General features: G+C 72.5%; 16 protein-coding genes. 11 read left to right on the top strand and 5 right to left on the bottom strand.

All coding sequences use genetic code 11. The features are described 5' to 3' along the window. Positions 1 to 53 precede the first annotated feature (53 nt). Positions 54 to 1244, bottom strand: coding sequence for a PQQ-dependent sugar dehydrogenase (locus B7P34_RS21315; protein WP_223268074.1), 1191 nt, complete (start codon positions 1242 to 1244; stop codon positions 54 to 56). A 559-nt stretch (positions 1245 to 1803) separates the two neighbouring features. Next, positions 1804 to 2796 (bottom strand): aldo/keto reductase, encoded by a 993-nt coding sequence (locus tag B7P34_RS21310; RefSeq protein WP_106678777.1) that lies wholly within the window; start codon positions 2794 to 2796, stop codon positions 1804 to 1806. A gap of 73 nt (positions 2797 to 2869) precedes the next feature. On the opposite strand from B7P34_RS21310, the gene B7P34_RS21305 reads away from it, so the two are divergent. From B7P34_RS21305 to B7P34_RS21275, 7 genes are all read left to right on the top strand, one after another. Continuing rightward, entirely contained in the window at positions 2870 to 3832 is a 963-nt protein-coding gene (locus B7P34_RS21305; protein ID WP_106678775.1) for a 2-hydroxyacid dehydrogenase, read from the top strand. A gap of 292 nt (positions 3833 to 4124) precedes the next feature. Continuing rightward, positions 4125 to 7052, top strand: coding sequence for a putative bifunctional diguanylate cyclase/phosphodiesterase (locus tag B7P34_RS21300; RefSeq protein WP_106678773.1), 2928 nt, complete (start codon positions 4125 to 4127; stop codon positions 7050 to 7052). 257 nt (positions 7053 to 7309) lie between these two features. After that, positions 7310 to 9202 carry an acetolactate synthase large subunit gene (locus B7P34_RS21295; RefSeq protein ID WP_106678771.1) on the top strand — a complete coding sequence of 631 codons (1893 nt, stop codon included), beginning with the start codon at positions 7310 to 7312 and terminating at the stop codon, positions 9200 to 9202. A 29-nt stretch (positions 9203 to 9231) separates the two neighbouring features. Beyond that, positions 9232 to 9756, top strand: coding sequence for an acetolactate synthase small subunit (ilvN, locus tag B7P34_RS21290; protein ID WP_030368133.1), 525 nt, complete (start codon positions 9232 to 9234; stop codon positions 9754 to 9756). Between the two features lie 166 nt (positions 9757 to 9922). Then, positions 9923 to 10924 carry a ketol-acid reductoisomerase gene (gene ilvC, locus B7P34_RS21285; RefSeq protein WP_106678769.1) on the top strand — a complete coding sequence of 334 codons (1002 nt, stop codon included), beginning with the start codon at positions 9923 to 9925 and terminating at the stop codon, positions 10922 to 10924. Positions 10925 to 11211: 287 nt separating this feature from the next. Further along, positions 11212 to 12816: a phosphoglycerate dehydrogenase gene (gene serA, locus B7P34_RS21280; RefSeq protein WP_106678768.1), complete on the top strand. Its 1605-nt coding sequence runs from the start codon at positions 11212 to 11214 to the stop codon at positions 12814 to 12816. A 196-nt stretch (positions 12817 to 13012) separates the two neighbouring features. After that, the gene (locus tag B7P34_RS21275) at positions 13013 to 13819 is read left to right on the top strand and encodes a GntR family transcriptional regulator (RefSeq protein ID WP_106678766.1); all 807 of its coding nucleotides are present in this window, start codon (positions 13013 to 13015) and stop codon (positions 13817 to 13819) included. Between the two features lie 146 nt (positions 13820 to 13965). Here B7P34_RS21275 and B7P34_RS21270 read toward each other — a convergent pair whose 3' ends face one another. Further along, the gene (locus tag B7P34_RS21270) at positions 13966 to 15489 is read right to left on the bottom strand and encodes an MFS transporter (protein WP_106678764.1); all 1524 of its coding nucleotides are present in this window, start codon (positions 15487 to 15489) and stop codon (positions 13966 to 13968) included. 136 nt (positions 15490 to 15625) lie between these two features. Here B7P34_RS21270 and B7P34_RS21265 point away from each other — a divergent pair, with 136 nt between their 5' ends. Then, entirely contained in the window at positions 15626 to 16231 is a 606-nt protein-coding gene (locus B7P34_RS21265) for a TetR/AcrR family transcriptional regulator (protein ID WP_106678762.1), read from the top strand. 34 nt (positions 16232 to 16265) lie between these two features. On the opposite strand, the gene B7P34_RS21260 is transcribed toward B7P34_RS21265, so the two are convergent. After that, positions 16266 to 16928: a TetR/AcrR family transcriptional regulator gene (locus B7P34_RS21260; protein WP_106678760.1), complete on the bottom strand. Its 663-nt coding sequence runs from the start codon at positions 16926 to 16928 to the stop codon at positions 16266 to 16268. Between the two features lie 94 nt (positions 16929 to 17022). Here B7P34_RS21260 and B7P34_RS21255 point away from each other — a divergent pair, with 94 nt between their 5' ends. The 3 genes from B7P34_RS21255 (at position 17023) to B7P34_RS21245 (ending at position 19539) form a co-directional block, all read left to right on the top strand. Further along, the gene (locus tag B7P34_RS21255; protein WP_106678758.1) at positions 17023 to 17898 is read left to right on the top strand and encodes an NAD(P)-dependent oxidoreductase; all 876 of its coding nucleotides are present in this window, start codon (positions 17023 to 17025) and stop codon (positions 17896 to 17898) included. 193 nt (positions 17899 to 18091) lie between these two features. Next, positions 18092 to 19306 (top strand): cytochrome P450, encoded by a 1215-nt coding sequence (locus B7P34_RS21250; RefSeq protein ID WP_106678756.1) that lies wholly within the window; start codon positions 18092 to 18094, stop codon positions 19304 to 19306. Positions 19307 to 19335: 29 nt separating this feature from the next. Continuing rightward, the gene (locus B7P34_RS21245) at positions 19336 to 19539 is read left to right on the top strand and encodes a ferredoxin (RefSeq protein ID WP_106678754.1); all 204 of its coding nucleotides are present in this window, start codon (positions 19336 to 19338) and stop codon (positions 19537 to 19539) included. Positions 19540 to 19594: 55 nt separating this feature from the next. Here the strand turns inward: B7P34_RS21245 and B7P34_RS21240 are convergent, their stop codons facing one another. Beyond that, positions 19595 to 19858 (bottom strand): PucR family transcriptional regulator, encoded by a 264-nt coding sequence (locus tag B7P34_RS21240; RefSeq protein ID WP_223268073.1) that lies wholly within the window; start codon positions 19856 to 19858, stop codon positions 19595 to 19597. Positions 19859 to 20080: the final 222 nt, after the last annotated feature.

Here is a 20080-nt window from a genome sequence, read left to right as displayed (position 1 = left end):
GTCCAGCATAGGCGGACGGATGTACGGTCCACGGGAATCGGCGGCGGAGCGCGTCAGCTCACTTCCAGGCGCAGGACGCGGTCGTCCTCCGCGCCCGGCTTCCCGCGCCCGTCGGTGTTGCTCGTCGTCACCCAGAGCCCGCCGTCGTCCGTGGCGAGCACCGTGCGCAGCCGCCCGTACTCGCCCTGCAGGAACGCCTGCGGGGCGGCCACGGGCCTGGTGCCGTCCAGGGGGATCCGCCACAGGCGCTCGCCGCGCAGGCCCGCCATCCACAGCGACCCCTTGGCGTACGCGAGGCCGCTGGGGGAGGCGTCCGCGGTCTTCCACTGCTCGACGGGGTCGGTGTAGCCGGACCTGCCCGCCCTGCCCTCGGCGACGGGCCAGCCGTAGTTGCCGCCCGGCCGGATCAGGTTGAGCTCGTCCCAGGTGTCCTGGCCGAACTCCGACGCCCACAGGCGCTCGCCCGCGTCCCACGCCAGGCCCTGCACGTTGCGGTGGCCGGAGGAGTAGACCACCGAGTCCCCGTCGGGGTTGCCGTACGCGGGGCGGCCGTCCGGCGTCATGCGCAGGATCTTCCCCCCGAGCGGCTTCGGGTCCTGCGCCGGGCCGCGCTGCCCGGCCTCGCCCGTGCCGGCGTAGAGCATCCGGTCCGGGCCGAAGGCGATGCGCCCGCCGTTGTGGATCGTGCCCTTGGGGATGCCGCGGAGCACCGTGTCGGGAGCCCCCAGCCGCTGCCCCGCCGGCTTGCCCTCGTCGTAGCGCAGGCGGGCGATGCGGTTGTCCGAGTCGGTGGTGAAGTACGCGTACACCAGCCGGTCGGTGGCGAAGTCGGGGGAGACCGCGAGGCCCAGCAGGCCGCCCTCTCCGCCCTTGACGACACCGGGCACCTCGCCGACCTCGGTCTGCGCGCCGTCCTTGGCGGCCACCCGGACGATCTTCCCCGTGTCGCGGGAGCCGATCAGGAGGTCACCGCCGGGCAGCGCGGCGACGCCCCACGGCGTGCCGAGCTTCGTGGTGAGCGTCCGGACGACCTTGACCGAGCCGGTGGCCGGCGCGGGAGAGGCCCCCGGGGCGCCCGAAGAGGCCGCGGCGCCGGGCGACTTGGCGGAGGAACCCTGCCGCGGCCCCTCGCCGGGGAAGCCGTCCTCGCTCGAACAGCCGGCGGCGGCGAGCAGCGCGGCGGCGGCCAGGGCGGCGGCGGCCAGGGCGGCGGCGCGGATACGGGCACGGGGACGTCGTCGCACGGTGCGGGTTCCTCTCGCCGGGAGCGCTTCTCGTTCAGTCGGCACTGTGCCATACGGCGGGGGCGCAGCCCCGACTTCGTACGGCCGGCGGGCACCGCCGGTCAGCCCGTGGGGGTGAACCGCCGCTGCGGCGGAGGAAAAGCGCCCGGGGGCGGGCCGATCGCCGCCACAGCGGCGGGATCCGGGCTGCCGGGAACCGGCCCGAGCTCGCCCGCCGCAACGGCGTGCGACCGCCGCCGCGAGGAGCCGGCTCACCCCTCTCCGCCGCAACGGCGTTGCGTCACCGCGGCGAGGGTCCGGCGGAATGCGTCCCGGTTGCACCGGGCGGAAGCGCCGTGCCGGTGAGGCCCCGGCTCACACGTGTCCGCCGCATCGGCGCAGAGCCACCGCGGCGAGGGTCCGGCGGAGTGTGCACCCGGGTTGCGGCGGACGGGAGGCCGGCGGCGAGGGCTCCGCCTGCAACTGCCCGCCGCAACGGCGAACAGCCACCGCGGCGAGCGTCCGGCGGAATGCGCGCCTGCGGAAGCCGTACGTTCGCAGGGGTCCGCCCGAAGGGCAGTCAGTCCCACGACCCCAACGCCCGTGGCAGCCCCGCTATCTCCGCGAGATCCTCCGGTGTCAGCCGCAGCCGCGAGGCTGCGGCGTTCTGCACCGCCCACACCGGCTTCTTCGTGCCCGGCACGGGTATGACGTGCCGGCCCTGGGCCAGCACCCACGCGAGCGCGACCTGCGCGGCCGTCGCGTCGTGGCGCAGCGCGACCCGCCGCAGCCCCGCCACGATCGGCTGGTTGGCGGCCATCATCTCGGCGGTGAAGCGGGGGTGGCGGGCCCGCAGGTCCTGCGGTTCGAAGCCCTGCCCGGGCGTCAGCGTGCCGCTGAGGAAACCGTTTCCCAGGGGCATCGCGGCCAGCAGGCCGACACCCCGGGAGGCGCACCAGGGCACCAGCGCGTCGAGCGCCTCCCTGGACCACACCGACAACTCCGCCTGCACACAGCTCACCGGGAACACCTGCTGCACCCGTTCGAGCTGTCGTATCGTCGCGTCGTACAGCCCGGCGCGCGACCTGCGGCGCACCCGGGCACCGATCGCGCACCAGCCGAGTGCCCGCACCTTGCCCGCGGAGACCAGCTCCGCCATGGCCCCCCAGGTCTCCTCCACCGGCACTTCGGGGTCCGGCCGGTGCAGCTGGTACATGTCGATCACATCGGTCTGCAGCCGGCGCAGGGAGGCGTCGCACGCGCGCTTCACGTACCCCGGGCGGCCGTTGGCGACGACGTGGCTGTCGCCCACCAGCAGCCCGCATTTGGTCGACACGAACGCCTCGGAACGCCTCTCCCGCAGCACCCGCCCCACCAGCAGCTCGTTGGTGAACGGCCCGTACATGTCGGCGGTGTCCAGCAGAGTCGTTCCTGCGTCGAGCGCCGCGTGCACCGTGCGCAGCGCGGTCTCCCCGCTCTGCTGGGAGGCGGTGTATCCCCAGTGCATGGGCATGCACCCCAGGCCGATCGCGCCCGCTTCGAGCGCCGTCGCACCGATATTCCTGCGCTCCACCGGCCGTACCCCTCCCGTTCCTCGCCCCCAAAGCTAACCTCTGCCGTCCGGCCCGATCGCATAGCCTCCAGGCATGAGTGCAGATGACAGCGGTTCCGGCCGCCCCCTGGTCTGGCTGCCCTTCCCGCCCGAGCGGATCGGGGAACTGCCGGAGAGCCTCGACTACGCCTTCTGGGACGGCGGCCCGGAGTACCCGACCGACCCCGCCCGCTGCGACTTCTACGCGGTCCCGTACGTCACCGACCCCGAGCCGTGCCTGCGCCCGCTGGCCGCGATGACGCGCGTACGGGTCGTGCAGGCGCTCACCGCGGGCGTGGACCACCTGCTGCCCGCCGTGCGGCACCTGCCGGAGGGCGCCGTGCTGTGCAACGCCCGCGGGCTGCACGACGCGAGCACCGCCGAACTGGCCCTGACCCTCACGCTCGCCTCGCTGCGCGACATCCCCGGCTTCGTGCGCGCGCAGGACGCGGGGGAGTGGCGGCAGGGCTTCCGGCCCGCGCTGGCCGACAAGTCGGTGCTCATTGTGGGTTACGGTTCGATCGGCAGCGCCATCGAGGACCGGCTCGCGCCCTTCGAGTGCGCGCGGGTCACACGCGTCGCGCGCTCCGCGCGGGACAGTGCGCGCGGTCCCGTGCACCCGATCGCCGCCCTGCCCGGCTTGCTCCCCGACGCCGACGTCGTGGTGCTCGCCACGCCGCTGACCGAGGAGACCCGGGGACTCGTCAACGCCGGTTTCCTGGCCAGGATGAAGGACGGGGCGCTGCTGGTGAACGTCGCGCGCGGTCCCGTCGTCGACACCAAGGCCCTCCTGGCCGAACTGGACGCAGGTCGGCTGCGTGCCGCGCTGGACGTCACGGACCCCGAACCGCTGCCGCCGGGCCACCCGCTGTGGAGCGCTCCGGGGGTGCTCATCACCCCCCATGTGGGTGGGCCCTCCTCGGCCTTCATGCCCCGCGCGGCGCGGCTGCTCCGCGATCAGCTGGCCAGATTCGCTCTGGACGCGCCACTGCAAAATGTCGTAGTCACAGCCCGCTAGTTACCACGTAGAGGTACCGTTCGACTGCACTCAGTGTCCATAACCCCGTGGCTGATTACGCTATGTATATGAGCTATGTCCCTGAGTGACGAGTCTGGTGTATCGTCCGGACGGGGGCTGCGGCGTGCACGGGAACGGCCGCAGCGAGGACCGGAACTCGAGGGGGGCGACGGGCGATGCACGGCCAATGGACGATCAACCCGACGCGGCTCACGCACCGACCACGACCGCACCGTGCCCTGCACCGTGCACCGCGCCCGCACTGCGTGGCGACCCTGCTCCTGTGGCTCCCATGGGTCCCGCTGCTGCGGACGGCGGCGCGGTGAGCGCCCCAGGAGCGGCCCTGCCCCGCCCGTCCGGCGGCACGGGCCCGGTCTCCCAGCTCCTGCTGGCCCTCGTCTGCGGCGGCTACGCCACGGGGGCGGCCTTCGGCTGGGGATCGAGCGAGCTCGCCTCCGCCATGGGCGACTTCGGCCTCGGCGGGGCCGCCGTGCTCGCCGCCGTCTCCTGCTTCTGGTACGGGCGCACGCACCGCACCCGGTTCCGCCTCGCGTGGTTCCTCTTCGCGGCGTCCTCCGCCATGGCAGGTCTCGGCAACGTTGTCTGGGGCTGGTACGAGGTCGTCCTCGACGCCCGCGTGCCGACGCCGTCCATCGCCGACTTCTGCTTCCTGCTCTTCGCGCCGCCGGCCATCATCGGCCTGCTGGTCCTCGCCCGCCGCCCCGTCACCCGGGCCGGCTGGGTGTGCCTGGCCCTCGACGCGTGGCTCACCGGCGGCTCGCTGCTCACGCTCTCCTGGAGCCTGGCGCTCGCCCACACCGCCCACTTCGAGGGCGAGAGCGTCGCGCACGCCGCGCTCTCCCTGGCCTATCCGCTGCTGGACATCGCCCTGGTGTCCATGGTGCTGGCGCTGCACTTCCGGCGCTCGACGGCCAACCGCTCGGCCATCAACACCGCCATCGCGGCCCTCGCCCTGACGGTCCTGTGCGACGCCCTGTTCACCTCACCGCTGCTGCGCTCGCACTACCGCTCGGGCCAGATCCTCGACGCGGGCTGGTTCGCGGGCTACATGCTCATGGCGTACGCCCCCTGGGTCGCCCGCGAGGAGGGCGACGACGCCCCGGCCCGCTCGGCCCAGCACCCGCACCACCCCAGCCGCCCCATCGCCGGCTCCCTCGCGGCCCTCACGCCGTACCTGGCCGCCGCCGTGTGCACCCTGGGCATCCTCTACAACGTCCTGGACGGCCACCAGGTCGACAAAGTCGTCCTGTTCACCGGCTGCACGGTCGTCCTGGCCCTGGTCATCCGCCAGGGCATCATGCTGCTGGACAACATCTCCCTCACCCAGGAACTGGCCCAGAAGGAGAACCACTTCCGCTCCCTCGTCCAGGGCTCCAGCGACGTCATCATGATCGCCGCGCCCACGGGCATACTGCGCTACGTCAGCCCGGCCGCCGCCGGCGTCTACGGCCGCGAGGCCGAGGACCTCGTCGGCTCCGAACTGGCCTCGCTCATCCACCCGGAGGACCTCGGCAGAGTCGTCCACGAGGTGCGCCGCTTCCTCGCCGCGCCGCCCGCCGAGGAGCCCACCACCCGCATCGAGTGCCGCTTCCGCTCGGGCGGCGGCGAGTGGCTCAACGTGGAGTCCACCGTCAACCGCCACCACGGCGGCCTGATCTTCAACAGCCGCGACGTCACCGAGCGCGTCCGCCTCCAGGCCCAGCTCCAGCACACCGCCGAGCACGACCCGCTCACGGACCTGCCCAACCGCGCCCTGTTCACCAAGCGCGTCCAGCAAGCCCTCACCGGCCGCAGAGCGACCGACGCGGGCACCGCCGTGCTCTTCATCGACCTCGACGGCTTCAAGGCGGTGAACGACAGCGTCGGCCACCAAGCCGGCGACGAGCTGCTCGTCCAGGCGGCCCGTCGCCTCCAGGACTCCGTCCGCGCGGGGGACTCCACGGCCCGCTTCGGAGGCGACGAGTTCGCGGCGCTGATCATCGGCGACGGCACCCGCGACCCCGCCGCCCGCGAGTACCGCATCCACGAGATCGCCGACCGGCTGCGGGTCACCCTCTCCCAGCCCTACCGCGTGGAAGGAGGCACCGAGGTCCGCGTCGCCGCCAGCATCGGCGTGGCCTTCGCCGAGCCCGGCATCACCCCGGGCGAGCTGATGCGCAACGCCGACCTCGCGATGTACCGCGCCAAGCAGGCAGGCAAGGGCCGCGTCGAGCTCTACGCACCCCAGATGCAGGCCGACGTGGTCCGCCGCGCCGAGCTCGCCACCCGGCTGCGCACCGCCCTGCACGAGGGCGAGTTCGCCCTGCTCCACCAGCCCGTCGTGGACCTGGGCACGGGTGTGATCACCGCGGTCGCCGCACAGCCCCGCTGGCGCTCCGCCCAGGGAATACTGTTCACTCCTGCGGAGTATCTCCGCGTGGCCGAGAACGAGCGGGGCGACGAGGCCGCCCGCATCGCCGAGCTCGGCCGCTGGACGGTGGAGAAGGCCGTGGAGCAGGCCGCCCAGCGCTTCCGCGCGGGCCACGCCGTCCCGGTGTACGTCCGGCTGTCCGCCGCCCGGCTGATGGACCGGTCGCTGCCCGCCAAGAACCTGGAGGGCCTCCTGATCCGGCACGGGCTGCCCTCCGGGGCGCTCGTCCTGGAGCTGTCCGGGAGCGACCCCCGGGTGCCGCTCGACGAGCTGGAGCGGCGGCTCGCCGCCCTCCGCCGGATGGGCGTGCGGATCGCCCTCGACGGCTTCGGCAGCGGCTATGCCGCGATCAGTGCCCTGCGCCGGCTGCCCATCGACACCCTCAAGCTCGACCGGGGGCTCGTCGACGGGGTCGTGGAGTCCGCCCGGCTGCACAAGATCACCGCCGGGCTGCTGAGGATCGCCACCGACCTGGGCATGCAGTCCGTGGCCGACGGCGTCGACGTCCCCGAGCAGGCGCTCGCCCTGCGCGCCATGGGATGCACCCACGGGCTGGGCGCCGCCTTCGCGGGCCCGCTCGACGAGCACCGGCTGCGGCACGCGCTCGACCTCGGGGCCTATCCCGTACCCAGCGCGTCCGTGGATGGCGCGAATGCGTGGGTCACAGGCGCCGCCCTGCCCGCGGGGGCAGTACCGTCCGGTACGCGATCGGCGTCCGCGGGGGGCGCCGGATCGCTGGCCCATGCTCCATTGCGCTCAAATAATGAGACGCCCGTCCCACCCACTTGACACTTCGCTGGTGGCGGGTGGAGGGTCGGTTCCATGCGCACCCGAATTCTCGTACTTGGACAGCGCGTCGGCTGAAGCAGGCCCTCATACAAGCCCTGCTGACCACACCGGCGCGCTCCCCTCGCTTGCCTCACGGCACGAGGGGTTTTTTGTTGCACTAGAACGTGACAGACCCACCCAAACCGCCCTTCGCTCCTCCAGACGTCCCCGTCGAATCCCCGTCGAATCCCGTCGAATCCTTCGAGAAGAGAATGTCGATGACCGAGCAGGCCACCGGGGCCCACCATCCGCAGCCGCGGGCCCGTAGCGCGGCGCAGCAGCCCGCCACCGTCGAGCACGTCACGGGCGCGCAGTCCCTCATCCGCTCGCTGGAGGAGGTCGGGGCCGAGATCGTGTTCGGGATCCCGGGCGGGGCGATCCTCCCCGCCTACGACCCGATGATGGACTCCTCGAAGGTCCGCCACGTCCTGGTCCGCCACGAGCAGGGCGCGGGCCACGCCGCGACCGGATACGCCCAGGCCACCGGCAAGGTCGGGGTCTGCATGGCCACCTCCGGCCCCGGCGCCACCAACCTCGTCACGCCGATCGCCGACGCCCACATGGACTCCGTCCCGCTGGTCGCCATCACCGGTCAGGTCGCCTCCAAGTCGATCGGCACGGACGCCTTCCAGGAGGCGGACATCTGCGGCATCACCATGCCGATCACCAAGCACAACTGGCTGGTCACCGACCCCGCCGAGATCCCCCGCACCATCGCCGAGGCCTTCCACGTCGCCTCCACCGGCCGCCCCGGCCCCGTGCTCGTGGACATCGCCAAGGACGCCCTGCAGGCCCAGACCACCTTCAGCTGGCCGCCGCACACCGACCTGCCCGGCTACCGCCCGGTGACCAAGCCGCACTCCAAGCAGATCCGCGAGGCCGCCAAGCTGATCGGCCAGGCCGCCCGCCCCGTGCTCTACGTCGGCGGCGGCGTCCTCAAGGCCCGCGCCACCGCCGAGCTGAAGGTCCTCGCCGAGCTGACCGGCGCCCCCGTCACCACCACCCTGATGGCCCTGGGCGCCTTCCCCGACAGCCACCCCCAGCACCTGGGCATGCCCGGCATGCACGGCTCCGTCGCCGCCGTCACCGCCCTGCAGAAGTCCGACCTGATCATCGCCCTCGGCGCCCGCTTCGACGACCGCGTCACCGGCAAGCTGGACTCCTTCGCCCCGTACGCCAAGGTCGTCCACGCCGACATCGACCCCGCCGAGATCGGCAAGAACCGCGCCGCCGACGTGCCGATCGTCGGCGACGCCCGCGAGGTCATCGCCGACCTGATCGTCGCCCTCCAGTCCGAGCTCGCCGAGGGCCGCAGCGGCGAGGCCGCCCGCGAGCGCTACGCCGCCTGGTGGCAGGACCTCGACCGCTGGCGCGACACCTACCCGCTCGGCTTCGACCAGCCCGCCGACGGCACCCTCGCCCCCCAGCAGGTCATCCAGCGCATCGGGCAGCTCGCCCCCGAGGACACCATCTACGCCGCCGGCGTCGGCCAGCACCAGATGTGGGCCGCGCACTTCATCGAGTACGAGCAGCCCGCCACCTGGCTCAACTCCGGCGGCGCCGGGACGATGGGCTACGCGGTGCCCGCCGCGATGGGCGCCAAGGCCGGCCTGCCCGACCGCACCGTCTGGGCCATCGACGGCGACGGCTGCTTCCAGATGACCAATCAGGAACTGGTCACCTGTGCCCTGAACAACATCCCCGTCAAGATCGCCATCATCAACAACGGCGCCCTGGGCATGGTCCGCCAGTGGCAGACCCTGTTCTACAACCAGCGCTACTCCAACACCGTGCTCGACTCGGGCCCGGCGGCGTCCGGCGGCGACTCCGCCGCGGGCTCCGGCACCAAGGCCTTCGCCGGCACCCGCGTCCCGGACTTCGTCAAGCTCTCCGAGGCCATGGGCTGCGTCGGCCTGCGCTGCGAGCGCCCGGAGGACCTGGACGCCGTCATCCAGCAGGCCAACGCCATCAACGACCGGCCGGTCGTGGTCGACTTCATCGTCCACCAGGACGCCATGGTCTGGCCGATGGTCGCCGCCGGCACCTCCAACGACGAGATCCTCGCCGCGCGCGGAGTCCGCCCGGACTTCGGCGACGGCGAGGACGACTGAGGGACCGCGAGAAGAGAGAGAACGAGCAGATGACCAAGCACACGCTCTCCGTCCTGGTGGAGAACACCCCCGGCATCCTCACCCGGATCGCCGCCCTGTTCGCCCGCCGCGGCTTCAACATCGACTCCCTCGCCGTCGGCGTCACCGAACACCCGGACATCTCCCGCATCACCATCGTCGTCAACGTCGAGTCGCTGCCGCTGGAGCAGGTCACCAAGCAGCTCAACAAGCTCGTCAACGTGCTGAAGATCGTCGAGCTGGAGGACAGCCAGGCGATCCACCGCGAGCTCGTCCTGGTGAAGGTCCGCGCCGACAACGAGACCCGCTCCCAGATCGTCGAGATCGTCCAGCTGTTCCGCGCCAAGACCGTCGACGTCTCCCCGGAGGCCGTCACCATCGAGGCCACCGGCGGCAGCGACAAGCTCGGCGCCATGCTCAAGATGCTGGAGCCGTTCGGCATCAAGGAACTGGTGCAGTCCGGGACGATCGCCATAGGGCGCGGCGCCCGGTCCATCACGGACCGCAGCCTGCGCGCGCTGGACCGCTCGGCCTGACCGGCCGTCCGTCCGGCTCGACCGCATTCCGTCCCGATCGGCCCGACCGGCCGGATCCGGCCGGAATCAGTTCATCCGTATACCGAGACCTGAAATCTTTCCCCCGCCCGCCCGTCATACGGTGGGACGCACAACCGGACAACCGGAAACAAGGAGATAACCCAACGTGGCTGCCGAGCTCTTCTACGACAACGACGCCGACCTGTCCATCATCCAGGGCCGCAAGGTCGCGGTCCTCGGCTACGGCAGCCAGGGCCACGCCCACGCGCTGTCCCTGCGCGACTCGGGCGTCGACGTCCGCGTGGGCCTGCACGAGGGCTCCAAGTCCAAGCAGAAGGCCGAGGAGCAGGGCCTGCGCGTCGTCACCCCGGCCGAGGCGGCGGCCGAGGCCGACGTCATCATGATCCTCGTCCCGGACCCGATCCAGGCCAAGGTCTACGAGGAGTCCGTCAAGGACAACCTCAAGGACGGCGACGCCCTCTTCTTCGGCCACGGCTTCAACATCCGCTTCGGCTTCATCAAGCCCCCGGCCGGCGTCGACGTCTGCATGGTCGCCCCCAAGGGCCCGGGCCACCTCGTGCGCCGCCAGTACGAGGAGGGCCGCGGCGTCCCGTGCATCGCGGCCGTCGAGCAGGACGCCTCCGGCAACGCCTTCCAGCTCGCGCTCTCCTACGCCAAGGCGATCGGCGGCACCCGCGCCGGCGTCATCAAGACCACCTTCACCGAGGAGACCGAGACCGACCTCTTCGGCGAGCAGGCCGTCCTGTGCGGCGGCGCCTCGGCGCTGGTGAAGGCCGGCTTCGAGACGCTGGTCGAGGCCGGCTACCAGCCGGAGATCGCCTACTTCGAGTGCCTCCACGAGCTCAAGCTCATCGTCGACCTGATGTACGAGGGCGGCCTGGAGAAGATGCGCTGGTCGGTCTCCGAGACCGCCGAGTGGGGCGACTACGTCACCGGCCCGCGCATCGTCAACGAGGGCACCAAGGCCGAGATGAAGAAGGTCCTCGGCGAGATCCAGGACGGCACCTTCGCCAACAACTGGATGAAGGAGTACCAGGCCGGCCTGCCCAAGTACAACGAGTACAAGAAGGCCGACGAGGACCACCTGCTGGAGACCACGGGCAAGAAGCTGCGCAAGCTGATGAGCTGGATGGACGACAAGGAGTAAGGCAAGGAGTAAGGCCAGGAGTAAGACAGGGAGCAGGAAACGGAGTAAAACGCTCCTTCGCCCTGATCGCCGGGCGGGCCGGTCACCCGGCCCGCCCGGCGCGGCCGTCCGCCCCGCCCGGTGATTGCGGGCGAAGCTCGCGCGAGCCCGCGACGAGCGCCGATACACTGCACACCAACAAGCGCGTACCAGGCTCACAGCGTCGTGCGTCTTCCACGCGGCTGCCTGCCCCCTTCACCGCCTTCGGCCGTCGGGACGGCCGTCCGCCAAGGACCAGTGAGGAACCCGTGAGCACTGCTTCGCCCCGCAAACCCGTCGTCCTCATCGCCGAGGAGCTCTCCCCGGCCACCGTCGACGCCCTCGGCCCCGACTTCGAGATCCGCCACTGCAACGGCGCCGACCGAGCGGAGCTCCTGCCCGCCGTCGCCGACGTCGACGCCATCCTGGTCCGCAGCGCCACCAAGGTCGACGCCGAGGCCATCGCCGCCGCCACGAAGCTGCGCGTCATCGCCCGCGCCGGCGTCGGCCTGGACAACGTGGACGTCTCCGCCGCCACCAAGGCCGGCGTGATGGTCGTCAACGCCCCCACCTCCAACATCGTCACCGCCGCCGAGCTCGCCTGCGGCCTGCTCATCGCCACCGCCCGCAACATCCCGCAGGCCAACTCCGCGCTGAAGAACGGCGAGTGGAAGCGCTCCAAGTACACCGGCGTCGAGCTCTCCGAGAAGACCCTCGGCGTCGTCGGCCTCGGCCGGATCGGCGTGCTCGTCGCCCAGCGGATGTCCGCCTTCGGCATGAAGGTCGTCGCCTACGACCCGTACGTCCAGCCCGCGCGCGCCGCCCAGATGGGCGTCAAGCTCCTCACGCTCGACGAGCTGCTGGAGGTCGCGGACTTCATCACCGTGCACCTGCCCAAGACGCCCGAGACGCTCGGCCTCATCGGCGACGAGGCGCTCCACAAGGTCAAGCCCAGTGTCCGCATCGTCAACGCCGCGCGCGGCGGCATCGTCGACGAGACGGCCCTCGCCTCGGCCCTCAAGGAGGGCCGTGTCGCCGGCGCCGGCCTCGACGTCTACGCCTCCGAGCCCTGCACCGACTCCCCGCTCTTCGAGTTCGACAACGTGGTGGCAACCCCGCACCTCGGCGCCTCCACGGGCGAGGCCCAGGAGAAGGCCGGCATCGCCGTCGCCAAGTCCGTGCGGCTGGCGCTGGCGGGCGAACTGGTGCCGGACGCGGTCAACGTCCAGGGCGGCGTCATCGCCGAGGACGTCAAGCCGGCCCTGCCGCTCGCCGAGAAGCTCGGCCGGATCTTCACGGCCCTGGCCGGCGAGGTCGCCGTCCGCCTCGACGTCGAGGTCTACGGCGAGCTCACTCAGTACGACGTCAAGGTCCTGGAGCTGTCCGCCCTCAAGGGCGTCTTCGAGGACGTCGTCGACGAGACCGTCTCCTACGTCAACGCCCCGCTGTTCGCGCAGGAGCGCGGCGTCGAGGTGCGGCTGACCACGAGCTCCGAGTCGACCGAGCACCGCAACGTGGTCACCGTGCGCGGCACGCTCGCCGGGGGCGACGAGGTCTCCATCTCCGGCACGCTGGCCGGCCCGAAGAACCAGCAGAAGATCGTCGCGGTCGGCGACCACGACGTGGACCTCGCGCTCGCCGACCACATGGCGTTCTTCCGCTACGCCGACCGCCCCGGCGTCGTCGGCACCCTGGGCCGCATCCTCGGCGAGGCCGGCATCAACATCGCCGGCATGCAGGTCTCCCGCGCCACGGAGGGCGGCGAGGCGCTCGTCGCCCTCACGGTCGACGAGTCGGTCACCCCGCCCGTGCTGTCGGAGATCGCCGAGGAGATCGGCGCGGCGTCGGCGCGCGCGGTGAACCTGACGGACTGAGGGCGAGCCTGAGGGCAAGCCTTACGGTGAGCCTTACGGACTGACGTGGTGAGGCCCGGCTGCCCTGTGTGGGGCGGTGGGGCCTCATGCGGTGGGGCCTCATGCAGGGCGGGCCCCATGCGGGGCCCCATGCGGGGCCCCATGCGGGGCCTCATGCGCTTCCGCCGCGCCCCGTAGCGCTCCTAACCTTCCGGCTATGGGTGTACTGGAACAGCCCGCGGCTCCGGCGCCCGCCCCGTACCTCCGGATCGCCGCCGAACTCCGTGCCCGCATCGCCTCCGGCGAGATCCGCGCGGGCGAGAAGGTCCCCTCCGTCCGGCAGATCGCGCAGGAGTGGGGCATCGCCACGGCCACGGCCGGCAAGGTGCTGTCGGTGCTCCGTGCCGAGGGCCTCGTGCACGCCGTGCCGGGCGTCGGCACCGTCGTCGGGACCGCCGCGGGGCCGCCGCCCGGTCGCCCGGACGGCGCGCCGCGCACGCTCACCCGCGACCACATCGTGCGGACCGCCGTCGCGCTGGCGGACGTCCACGGGGCGGCGGCGCTGTCCATGCGCGCCCTCGCCGCCGAACTCGGCGTCCCCCCGATGGCGTTGTACCGGCACGTGCCGGGCAAGGGCGAGCTCGTCGCCCTGATGGCGGACGCCGCCTTCGCCGAGTGCGGCCTCACCGGCCGTGCCCCGGCCGGCTGGCGCGGCCGCCTGGAGGCGGCGGCCCGCCACCAGTGGGCCCGCTACCGGCGCCACCCCTGGCTGGCCGGGGCCGGGCTTCCCCCGGCCGCCGCCGGCCTCATGGAATGGGCCATGGCACCGGCGCTCCGCCGGGGCCTGGAGCCCGCCGCGGTGGCCCGCACCGCGGCGGCGGTCACCGGCTACGTGCGCGGCATGGCCGTCAGCCTGGCGGACGGGCCCGATGCCGCCGCCCTCGACGCGGCCTTCGCCTTCGGCCTGGCCCGCCTCCTGGACGGCCTGGCCGTGTACGTGGAACAGCACACCGGCGGCACGTAGAGGGCGCTCGGCTTCCGGCCCCCGCCGCCGAGGGGTGTGGGTGCGTCGCCCCCATGAATCCGCCGCAGCGGCGATCAGCCACCACGGCGGAGTCCGGCGGTGCCGTACGTACCCGGGGCCGGGTCCGGCACCGCCGGGGCGTGGGGTCACCGCCGCCGCAGCGCCGTCACGGTGATCACCGCGGACAGCAGCAGCGCAACCGCACCGCCGACCGCGGCGACGTTCATGCCGTGCGTGAAGGCCTCGCGGGAGGCGGTGAGGACCGCCTCGCCCACCCGCCCCGGCAGCTGCCCCGCGACCGCCGCCGCACCGCCGAGCGTCTCGCGGGCCGCGTCCAGCGCCCCGTGCGGCAGGTCCGCGGGGAGCTCGCCGGCCATGTCGCGGCGGTAGACGGCGATGCCCACGCTGCCGAACAGCGCCATGCCCAGCGCGCCGCCGAGCTCCTGGCCGGTCTCCAGCACGGAGGCCGCGCTGCCGGCCTTCTCGGGCGGGGTGGCGCCGAGCGCCATGTCGGAGACGAGGGCCATGACCGCGACGATGCCGCAGGCGATGACCGCCGATCCGGTCAGCGTCAGGGCCAGGGAGCGGGTGCCGGCGCAGGTGAGCAGCCCGTAGCCGGCGGCCGCGACGACGAAACCGGCGGCCATGACGCGGGCCTTGGGAAACTTCTGCCCGGCCATGGCCGCGAGCGGCGCGACGCAGCCGACCGCGACCGAGGGGATCGCGCCCCACAGCGCCGCCTCCAGCGGGCCCTTGCCGAGCACGGACTGCAGGTACTGCGTGCTGAAGTAGGCGGAGCCCATCATGCCGAACGTGGCGAGGGTGTTGATGCCGACGCCCACCCCGAACACGCGGTGCCGGAACAGCTCACGGCTGATCATCGCGTCGCCGCGGCTGCGCTGGCGCCGGACGAACGCGACGCCGAGGAGCAGGCCCGCGGCCACGCACGAGGCGGGGACGAGCGCGAACCCGTCGGCCGCGATCTCCTTGATCCCGTAGATGACCGGGACGACGGAACCCATGGACAGCGGCACGCTCAGGAAGTCGAAGCGGCCCGGGGCGGGGTCCTTGAACTCCGGGACGAGCAGCGGCACGAGCACCAGCAGCAGCACCATCGCGGGCACGTTGACGAGGAACGCCGAGCCCCACCAGAAGTGGTCCAGCAGCAGCCCGCCGAGGACCGAGCCGAGCGCGATGCCGCCCGCCATCGCCCCGGACCAGATGCCGACGGCCTTGCTGCGCTGCTGCTCGTCGTGGAACAGGTTGCGCACCAGCGCCATGGTCGAGGGCATCAGGGTGGCCCCGCCCAGACCCAGCACGGCGCGCGCGGCTATCAGCATCTCCGCGCTCTGTGCGTACGCGGCGGCGACCGACGCGGCGCCGAAGGCGAGCGCCCCGGCCAGCAGCAGCTTGCGGCGGCCGATCCGGTCGCCCAGCGACCCCATCGTGATCAGCAGTCCGGCGAGGGCGAAGGCGTAGCTGTCGAAGATCCACAGCTGCTGGGTGCCGGTCGGCTCCAGGTCCCGGCTGATGGCCGGCATGGCGAAGAAGAGGACGGAGACGTCCATCGAGACCAGGAGGAGGGGCAGCAGGAGGACGACGAAGGCCGTCCATTCCTTGCGTCCTGCGAGGTTGCGGGTGGTGGGCGGAGCCGCCGGAGGGGTTGTCATGGGCGGGACTATACGCACGTCTTAAACGCTTGTCTATGACGGTCGTATAGAACGCTTGTATAGGGTCCGCTTTTGTTGGACGGGTGTATGAGACGGGTGTCTAGGACGTACGTATGGCTACGGCTACGCTGCCCTCATGGGACATCGCGAAGATCTGCTCGAAGGCGCCAAGCGCTGCCTGCTCGACAAGGGCTGGACGCGCACCACGGCGCGCGACATCGTGGCCGCCTCGGGGGCCAACCTCGCCTCCATCGGCTACCACTACGGGTCGAAGGAGGCGCTGATGATGGAGGCGTTCATCCAGCTGACCGTGGAGTGGGCCGACGGGGCGGCGCCCGTCATCGCCTCCGCCGTGGATCCGGACGCGCCGCGCGAGGACCGCCTCGCCGCCACGCTGGACCGGGTGACCGCGGGCTTCGCGAACGACCGCGCGTTCTGGTCGGCGCAGCTGGAGATCATCGGTCAGCTGGTGAAGAACCCCGAGCTCAGGGAGAAGTTCGCCGCGGTGCAGCCCGGCGGGCGCGAGGGCATGGTGGCGCTCTTCGAGGGCGTCGACGACAGTGAGGTCGGCCCGGAGGCGACCCGTACGGTGGGCGCCTTCTACCACGCCCTGTTCATCGGGCTGTTGACGCAGTGGCTCATCGACCCCGCGGCGGCGCCCACCGGCAAGGAGATCGTCGAGGGCGCCCGGCGGGCGCTCGCGGGCACGGTGCTGAACGCGCCGGGGGAGGCGGGCCGCTGACGGAGCGTGCCGCTGGGCCCGCCGCGCGCCGGGCTCAGCGGTAGGAGTCGATCAGGCGCGCCAGGTGGCGCCCCGCGATCAGCAGGGGCTCCTCGTCCCGGGCGACCTGGGCCGTGAACTCGGCGCCCTCCAGAGTGTTGATCACCGTGTGCGCGAGCTCCCGGGCGTCCTGCGCGCCGAAGCCGCAGGCGAGGAGCTTGTCGCGCACGAGGCCCCGCCAGCGCTCGAACGCCTCCTCCGCCGCGCGCTGGATGCCGGGGGCGTGGGCGGCGGTCCCCAGCGACGTGGCCGTGACGGGACAGCCGTCCAGCCAGTCGGAAGCGCGGAGTTCGGCGGCCACGTCCTGCGCGACGGCGAGCACCGCCTCGGCCGGGTCCGGCCGGCCCTCCAGCGCCCGGCGCAGCATCTCGGCGAACTCCCGGTCGCCGTGCCGGATCGCCTCGGCGGCCAGCTCCTGCTTGCCGCCCGGGAAGAAGTGGTAGACCGACCCGAGCGTCGCCTCCGCCTCCTTGGAGATCTGCTTGATCCCCGTGCCCTCATAGCCCTGACGCTGCATCAGTCGTGCGGTCGCGCGGACGATCCGCTCGCGCGTGCCGAGGCCGGCGCCGGGGTCCGCGGCCGCTCCGTCGTGCTGCCGGGAGGCGGTCTGCTCCGAGGCGGTCTGCTCCGGGGTGCTCTGCTCCGAGGTGGTCTTCACCTTCCCGAGAATATAGGTAGAGCGTTCGTTCTAGAAGCGTGCTACGTTGTTCCCGTCGCTAGATAGAGCGTTCGTTCTAGAGGGGTGTGGATTCATGGTTTCCGCGAACAAGGCAGCAGTGACGGTCATCGGCCTCGGCCCCATGGGGCAGGCCATGGCGGGGGCGTATCTGGACGCCGGCTACGAGGTGACGGTCTGGAACCGCACCGCGGCCAGGGCCGCCGCCCTCGTCGCACGGGGCGCGCTCCGTGCGGAGACGGTCGAGGAGGCGCTGGCCGTCAACGAGCTGGTGATCCTGAGCCTGACCGATTACGACGCGGTGTACGCGATCCTGGAGCCCGCCGCGGGCGCCCTGCGCGGCCGGGTCCTGGTGAACCTGAGCTCGGACACTCCGGAGCGGGCCCGCGAGGCCGCCGCCTGGGCCGCCGGGCACGGGGCCGAGCACCTCACCGGCGGGGTGCAGTCGCCGCCCTCCGGGATCGGGTCCCCCGAGTCGTCCACCTTCTACAGCGGCCCCAAGGAGGTCTTCGAGGCCCACGAGGCCGCGCTGAAGGTGCTCACCGGCGCCGACTACCGCGGCACCGACCCCGGCCTGGCCGCGCTGTACTACCAGATCCAGATGGACATGTTCTGGACCGCGATGCTCAGCTACCTGCACGCCACCGCCGTCGCCGCGGCGAACGGCATCACCGCCCAGGAGTTCCTGCCGTACGCGCAGTCCACCATGGCCTCGCTGCCGAACTTCCTCGCGTTCTACGCGCCGCGCATCGACGCCGGCAACCACGAGGGCGACGTCGACAAGCTCGCCATGGGCGTCGCGAGCGTCGACCACGTCCTCCATACGGCCGAGGGCTCGGGGGTCGGCACCACCCTGCCCGCCGCCGTCCTGGAGGTCTTCCGGCGCGGCATGGAGCGCGGGTACGGGGGCGACAGCTTCACCCGCCTGCTGGACGTGTTCCGCGAGGGGTGAGCCGGGGGAGCCGCGGCAAACCGGGGGAGCCGCGGCAAAGGTGCGGGCACGGGCCGGTTGCGGCGGATGTCGGGCGTTTGTCGGGCGTTGTGCGGAACATGGCCGGAATGCTCGTAGCCCGCAGCGTGAAACGGGCTTGGACTGGGTGAACCGGATGTAGAGGACAACAGTCCGAACGCCTGGAAGGACGCATATGACCGACACCGGGACCCAGTCCACCAGCACCTCGGCTCCCTCCTTCCCCAGCGACCGCACCTGCCCCTACCAGCCGCCCGCGGGCTACCAGGACCTGGCCGCCCGCGGCCCGCTGACGCACGTCACGCTGTACGACGGACGCGTGGTGTGGCTCGTGACGGGCCACACCGAGGCCCGCTCCCTGCTCACGGACCCCCGCGTCTCGTCCGACCGCCGGAATCCGGCCTTTCCCGTCTTCGCGCCGCGCGCCGAGGACCAGGCCTCGGTGGTCGTCCCGCTGCTCGGCGTGGACGACCCCGAACACGCCCGCCAGCGCCGCATGCTGATCCCGCGCTTCACCGTCAAGCACGCCAATGCCCTCCGGCCCCGCATCCAGCTCGTCGTCGACGGCCTCATCGACACCATGCTCGCCAAGGGCAGCAGCGCCGAACTCGTCTCCGCGTACTCCCTGCCCGTGCCGTCCATGGTGATCTGCAGCCTGCTGGGCGTCCCGTACGCCGACCACGACTACTTCGAGGGATGCTCCCGGCGGCTGGTGAGCGCACCGACCTCCGCGGAGGCCGTCGCCGCGCGCGACGACCTGCGCGACTACCTCCACCGCCTCGTGGCCCGCAAGGAGACCGAGCCCGGCGACGGGCTGCTCGACGAGCTCATCGCGGAGCGCCTGGGCGACGGCCAGGTCGACCGCGACGAACTGGTCATGATGGCGCTGCTGCTGCTCATCGCCGGCCACGAGACCACGTCCAACATGATCTCGCTCGGCGTGTACACGCTCCTCGAACACCCCGAGCAGCTCGCCGCCCTGCGCGCCGCCCCCGGCCTCATGCCCACCGCCGTGGAGGAGCTGCTGCGCTTCCTGTCCATCGCCGACGGCCTCGTGCGGGTCGCCACGGAGGACATCGGGATCGCCGGGCACACCGTGCGCGCGGGCGACGGGATCGTGATCAGTACCTCGCTCGTCAACCGCGACGCCGCCGCCTACCCCGGGCCCGACGCCCTCGACGTCGGCCGCTCGGCCCGCCACCACGTCGCCTTCGGCTACGGCGTCCACCAGTGCCTGGGGCAGAACCTGGCCCGCGCGGAGATGGAGATCGCCCTCGGCACGCTCTTCACCCGTATCCCGGACCTGCACCTCGCCGTTGCTCCCGGCGAGGTGTCCGTGAAGCCCGGTGACACCCTGCAGGGGCTCCACGCCCTGCCCGTCGCCTGGTGACCGGCGATGACGACAGAACGGAACCCGCTATGAGCCCTCACCGCGTCTCCATCGACTCCGGCGTCTGCATCGGCTCGGGGCAGTGCGCCCTCACCGCGCCGAGCGTCTTCGACCAGGACGACGACGGCTTCGGCATGGTGCGGCCCGGCCGTGAGGACGGTGCGGGCGAGCCGATGGTCAAGGAGGCCGTCCGGGCCTGCCCCGTGCAGGCCATCACTCTGGAGGAGGTCTAGCGGGCGAGGAGGGCGCGGGCCGGCCGCAGCTACGAGCGGGCCGCCTGTGCGGCCCTCACAGCCGGGCCGCCTTCAGGGCCATGTGGAGCAGCAGCCGGCCCTCGCCCTCGTCCAGGTCCAGGCCGGTGAGCTGCTCCACGCGCGCCAGGCGGTAGTACAGCGTCTGCCGGTGGATGCCCAGGGCGGCGGCCGTGCGGCCCGCCTGGCCCGCGCAGTCGAGGAACACCTCCGCCGTGCGGGCCAGCTCCGCGTGGGCCGGGGCCAGCAGGGGGCGCACCGAGGTGTCCGCCGCGGCCCCGGCCGGCAGGGCGGCCAGCACGCGGTACGGGCCGATGTCCCCCCACTCCGCGACCGGCCCCAGGCGCGGCTCCGCCGCCGCGGCGCGGGCCGCCGCCAGCGCCTCGCGCCAGGCCTACTACCCTGGCGGGTACGGTCAGAGCGCGCAACTTGCCCTTCTCGGCCGGGCTGAGCGAGTCCCAGCCCTGCTTCTGGGCTAGCCGCAGCCACCGGTTGACCTCCCGCCGGAACGCCCGGGCGTCTC

This window comes from Streptosporangium nondiastaticum (genome assembly GCF_003011965.1).
In the GTDB taxonomy this organism is placed as follows: domain Bacteria; phylum Actinomycetota; class Actinomycetes; order Streptomycetales; family Streptomycetaceae; genus Streptomyces; species Streptomyces nondiastaticus.
Note: the sequence above shows the minus strand (reverse complement) of the source record. Positions and strands in the feature narration are given on the sequence as shown.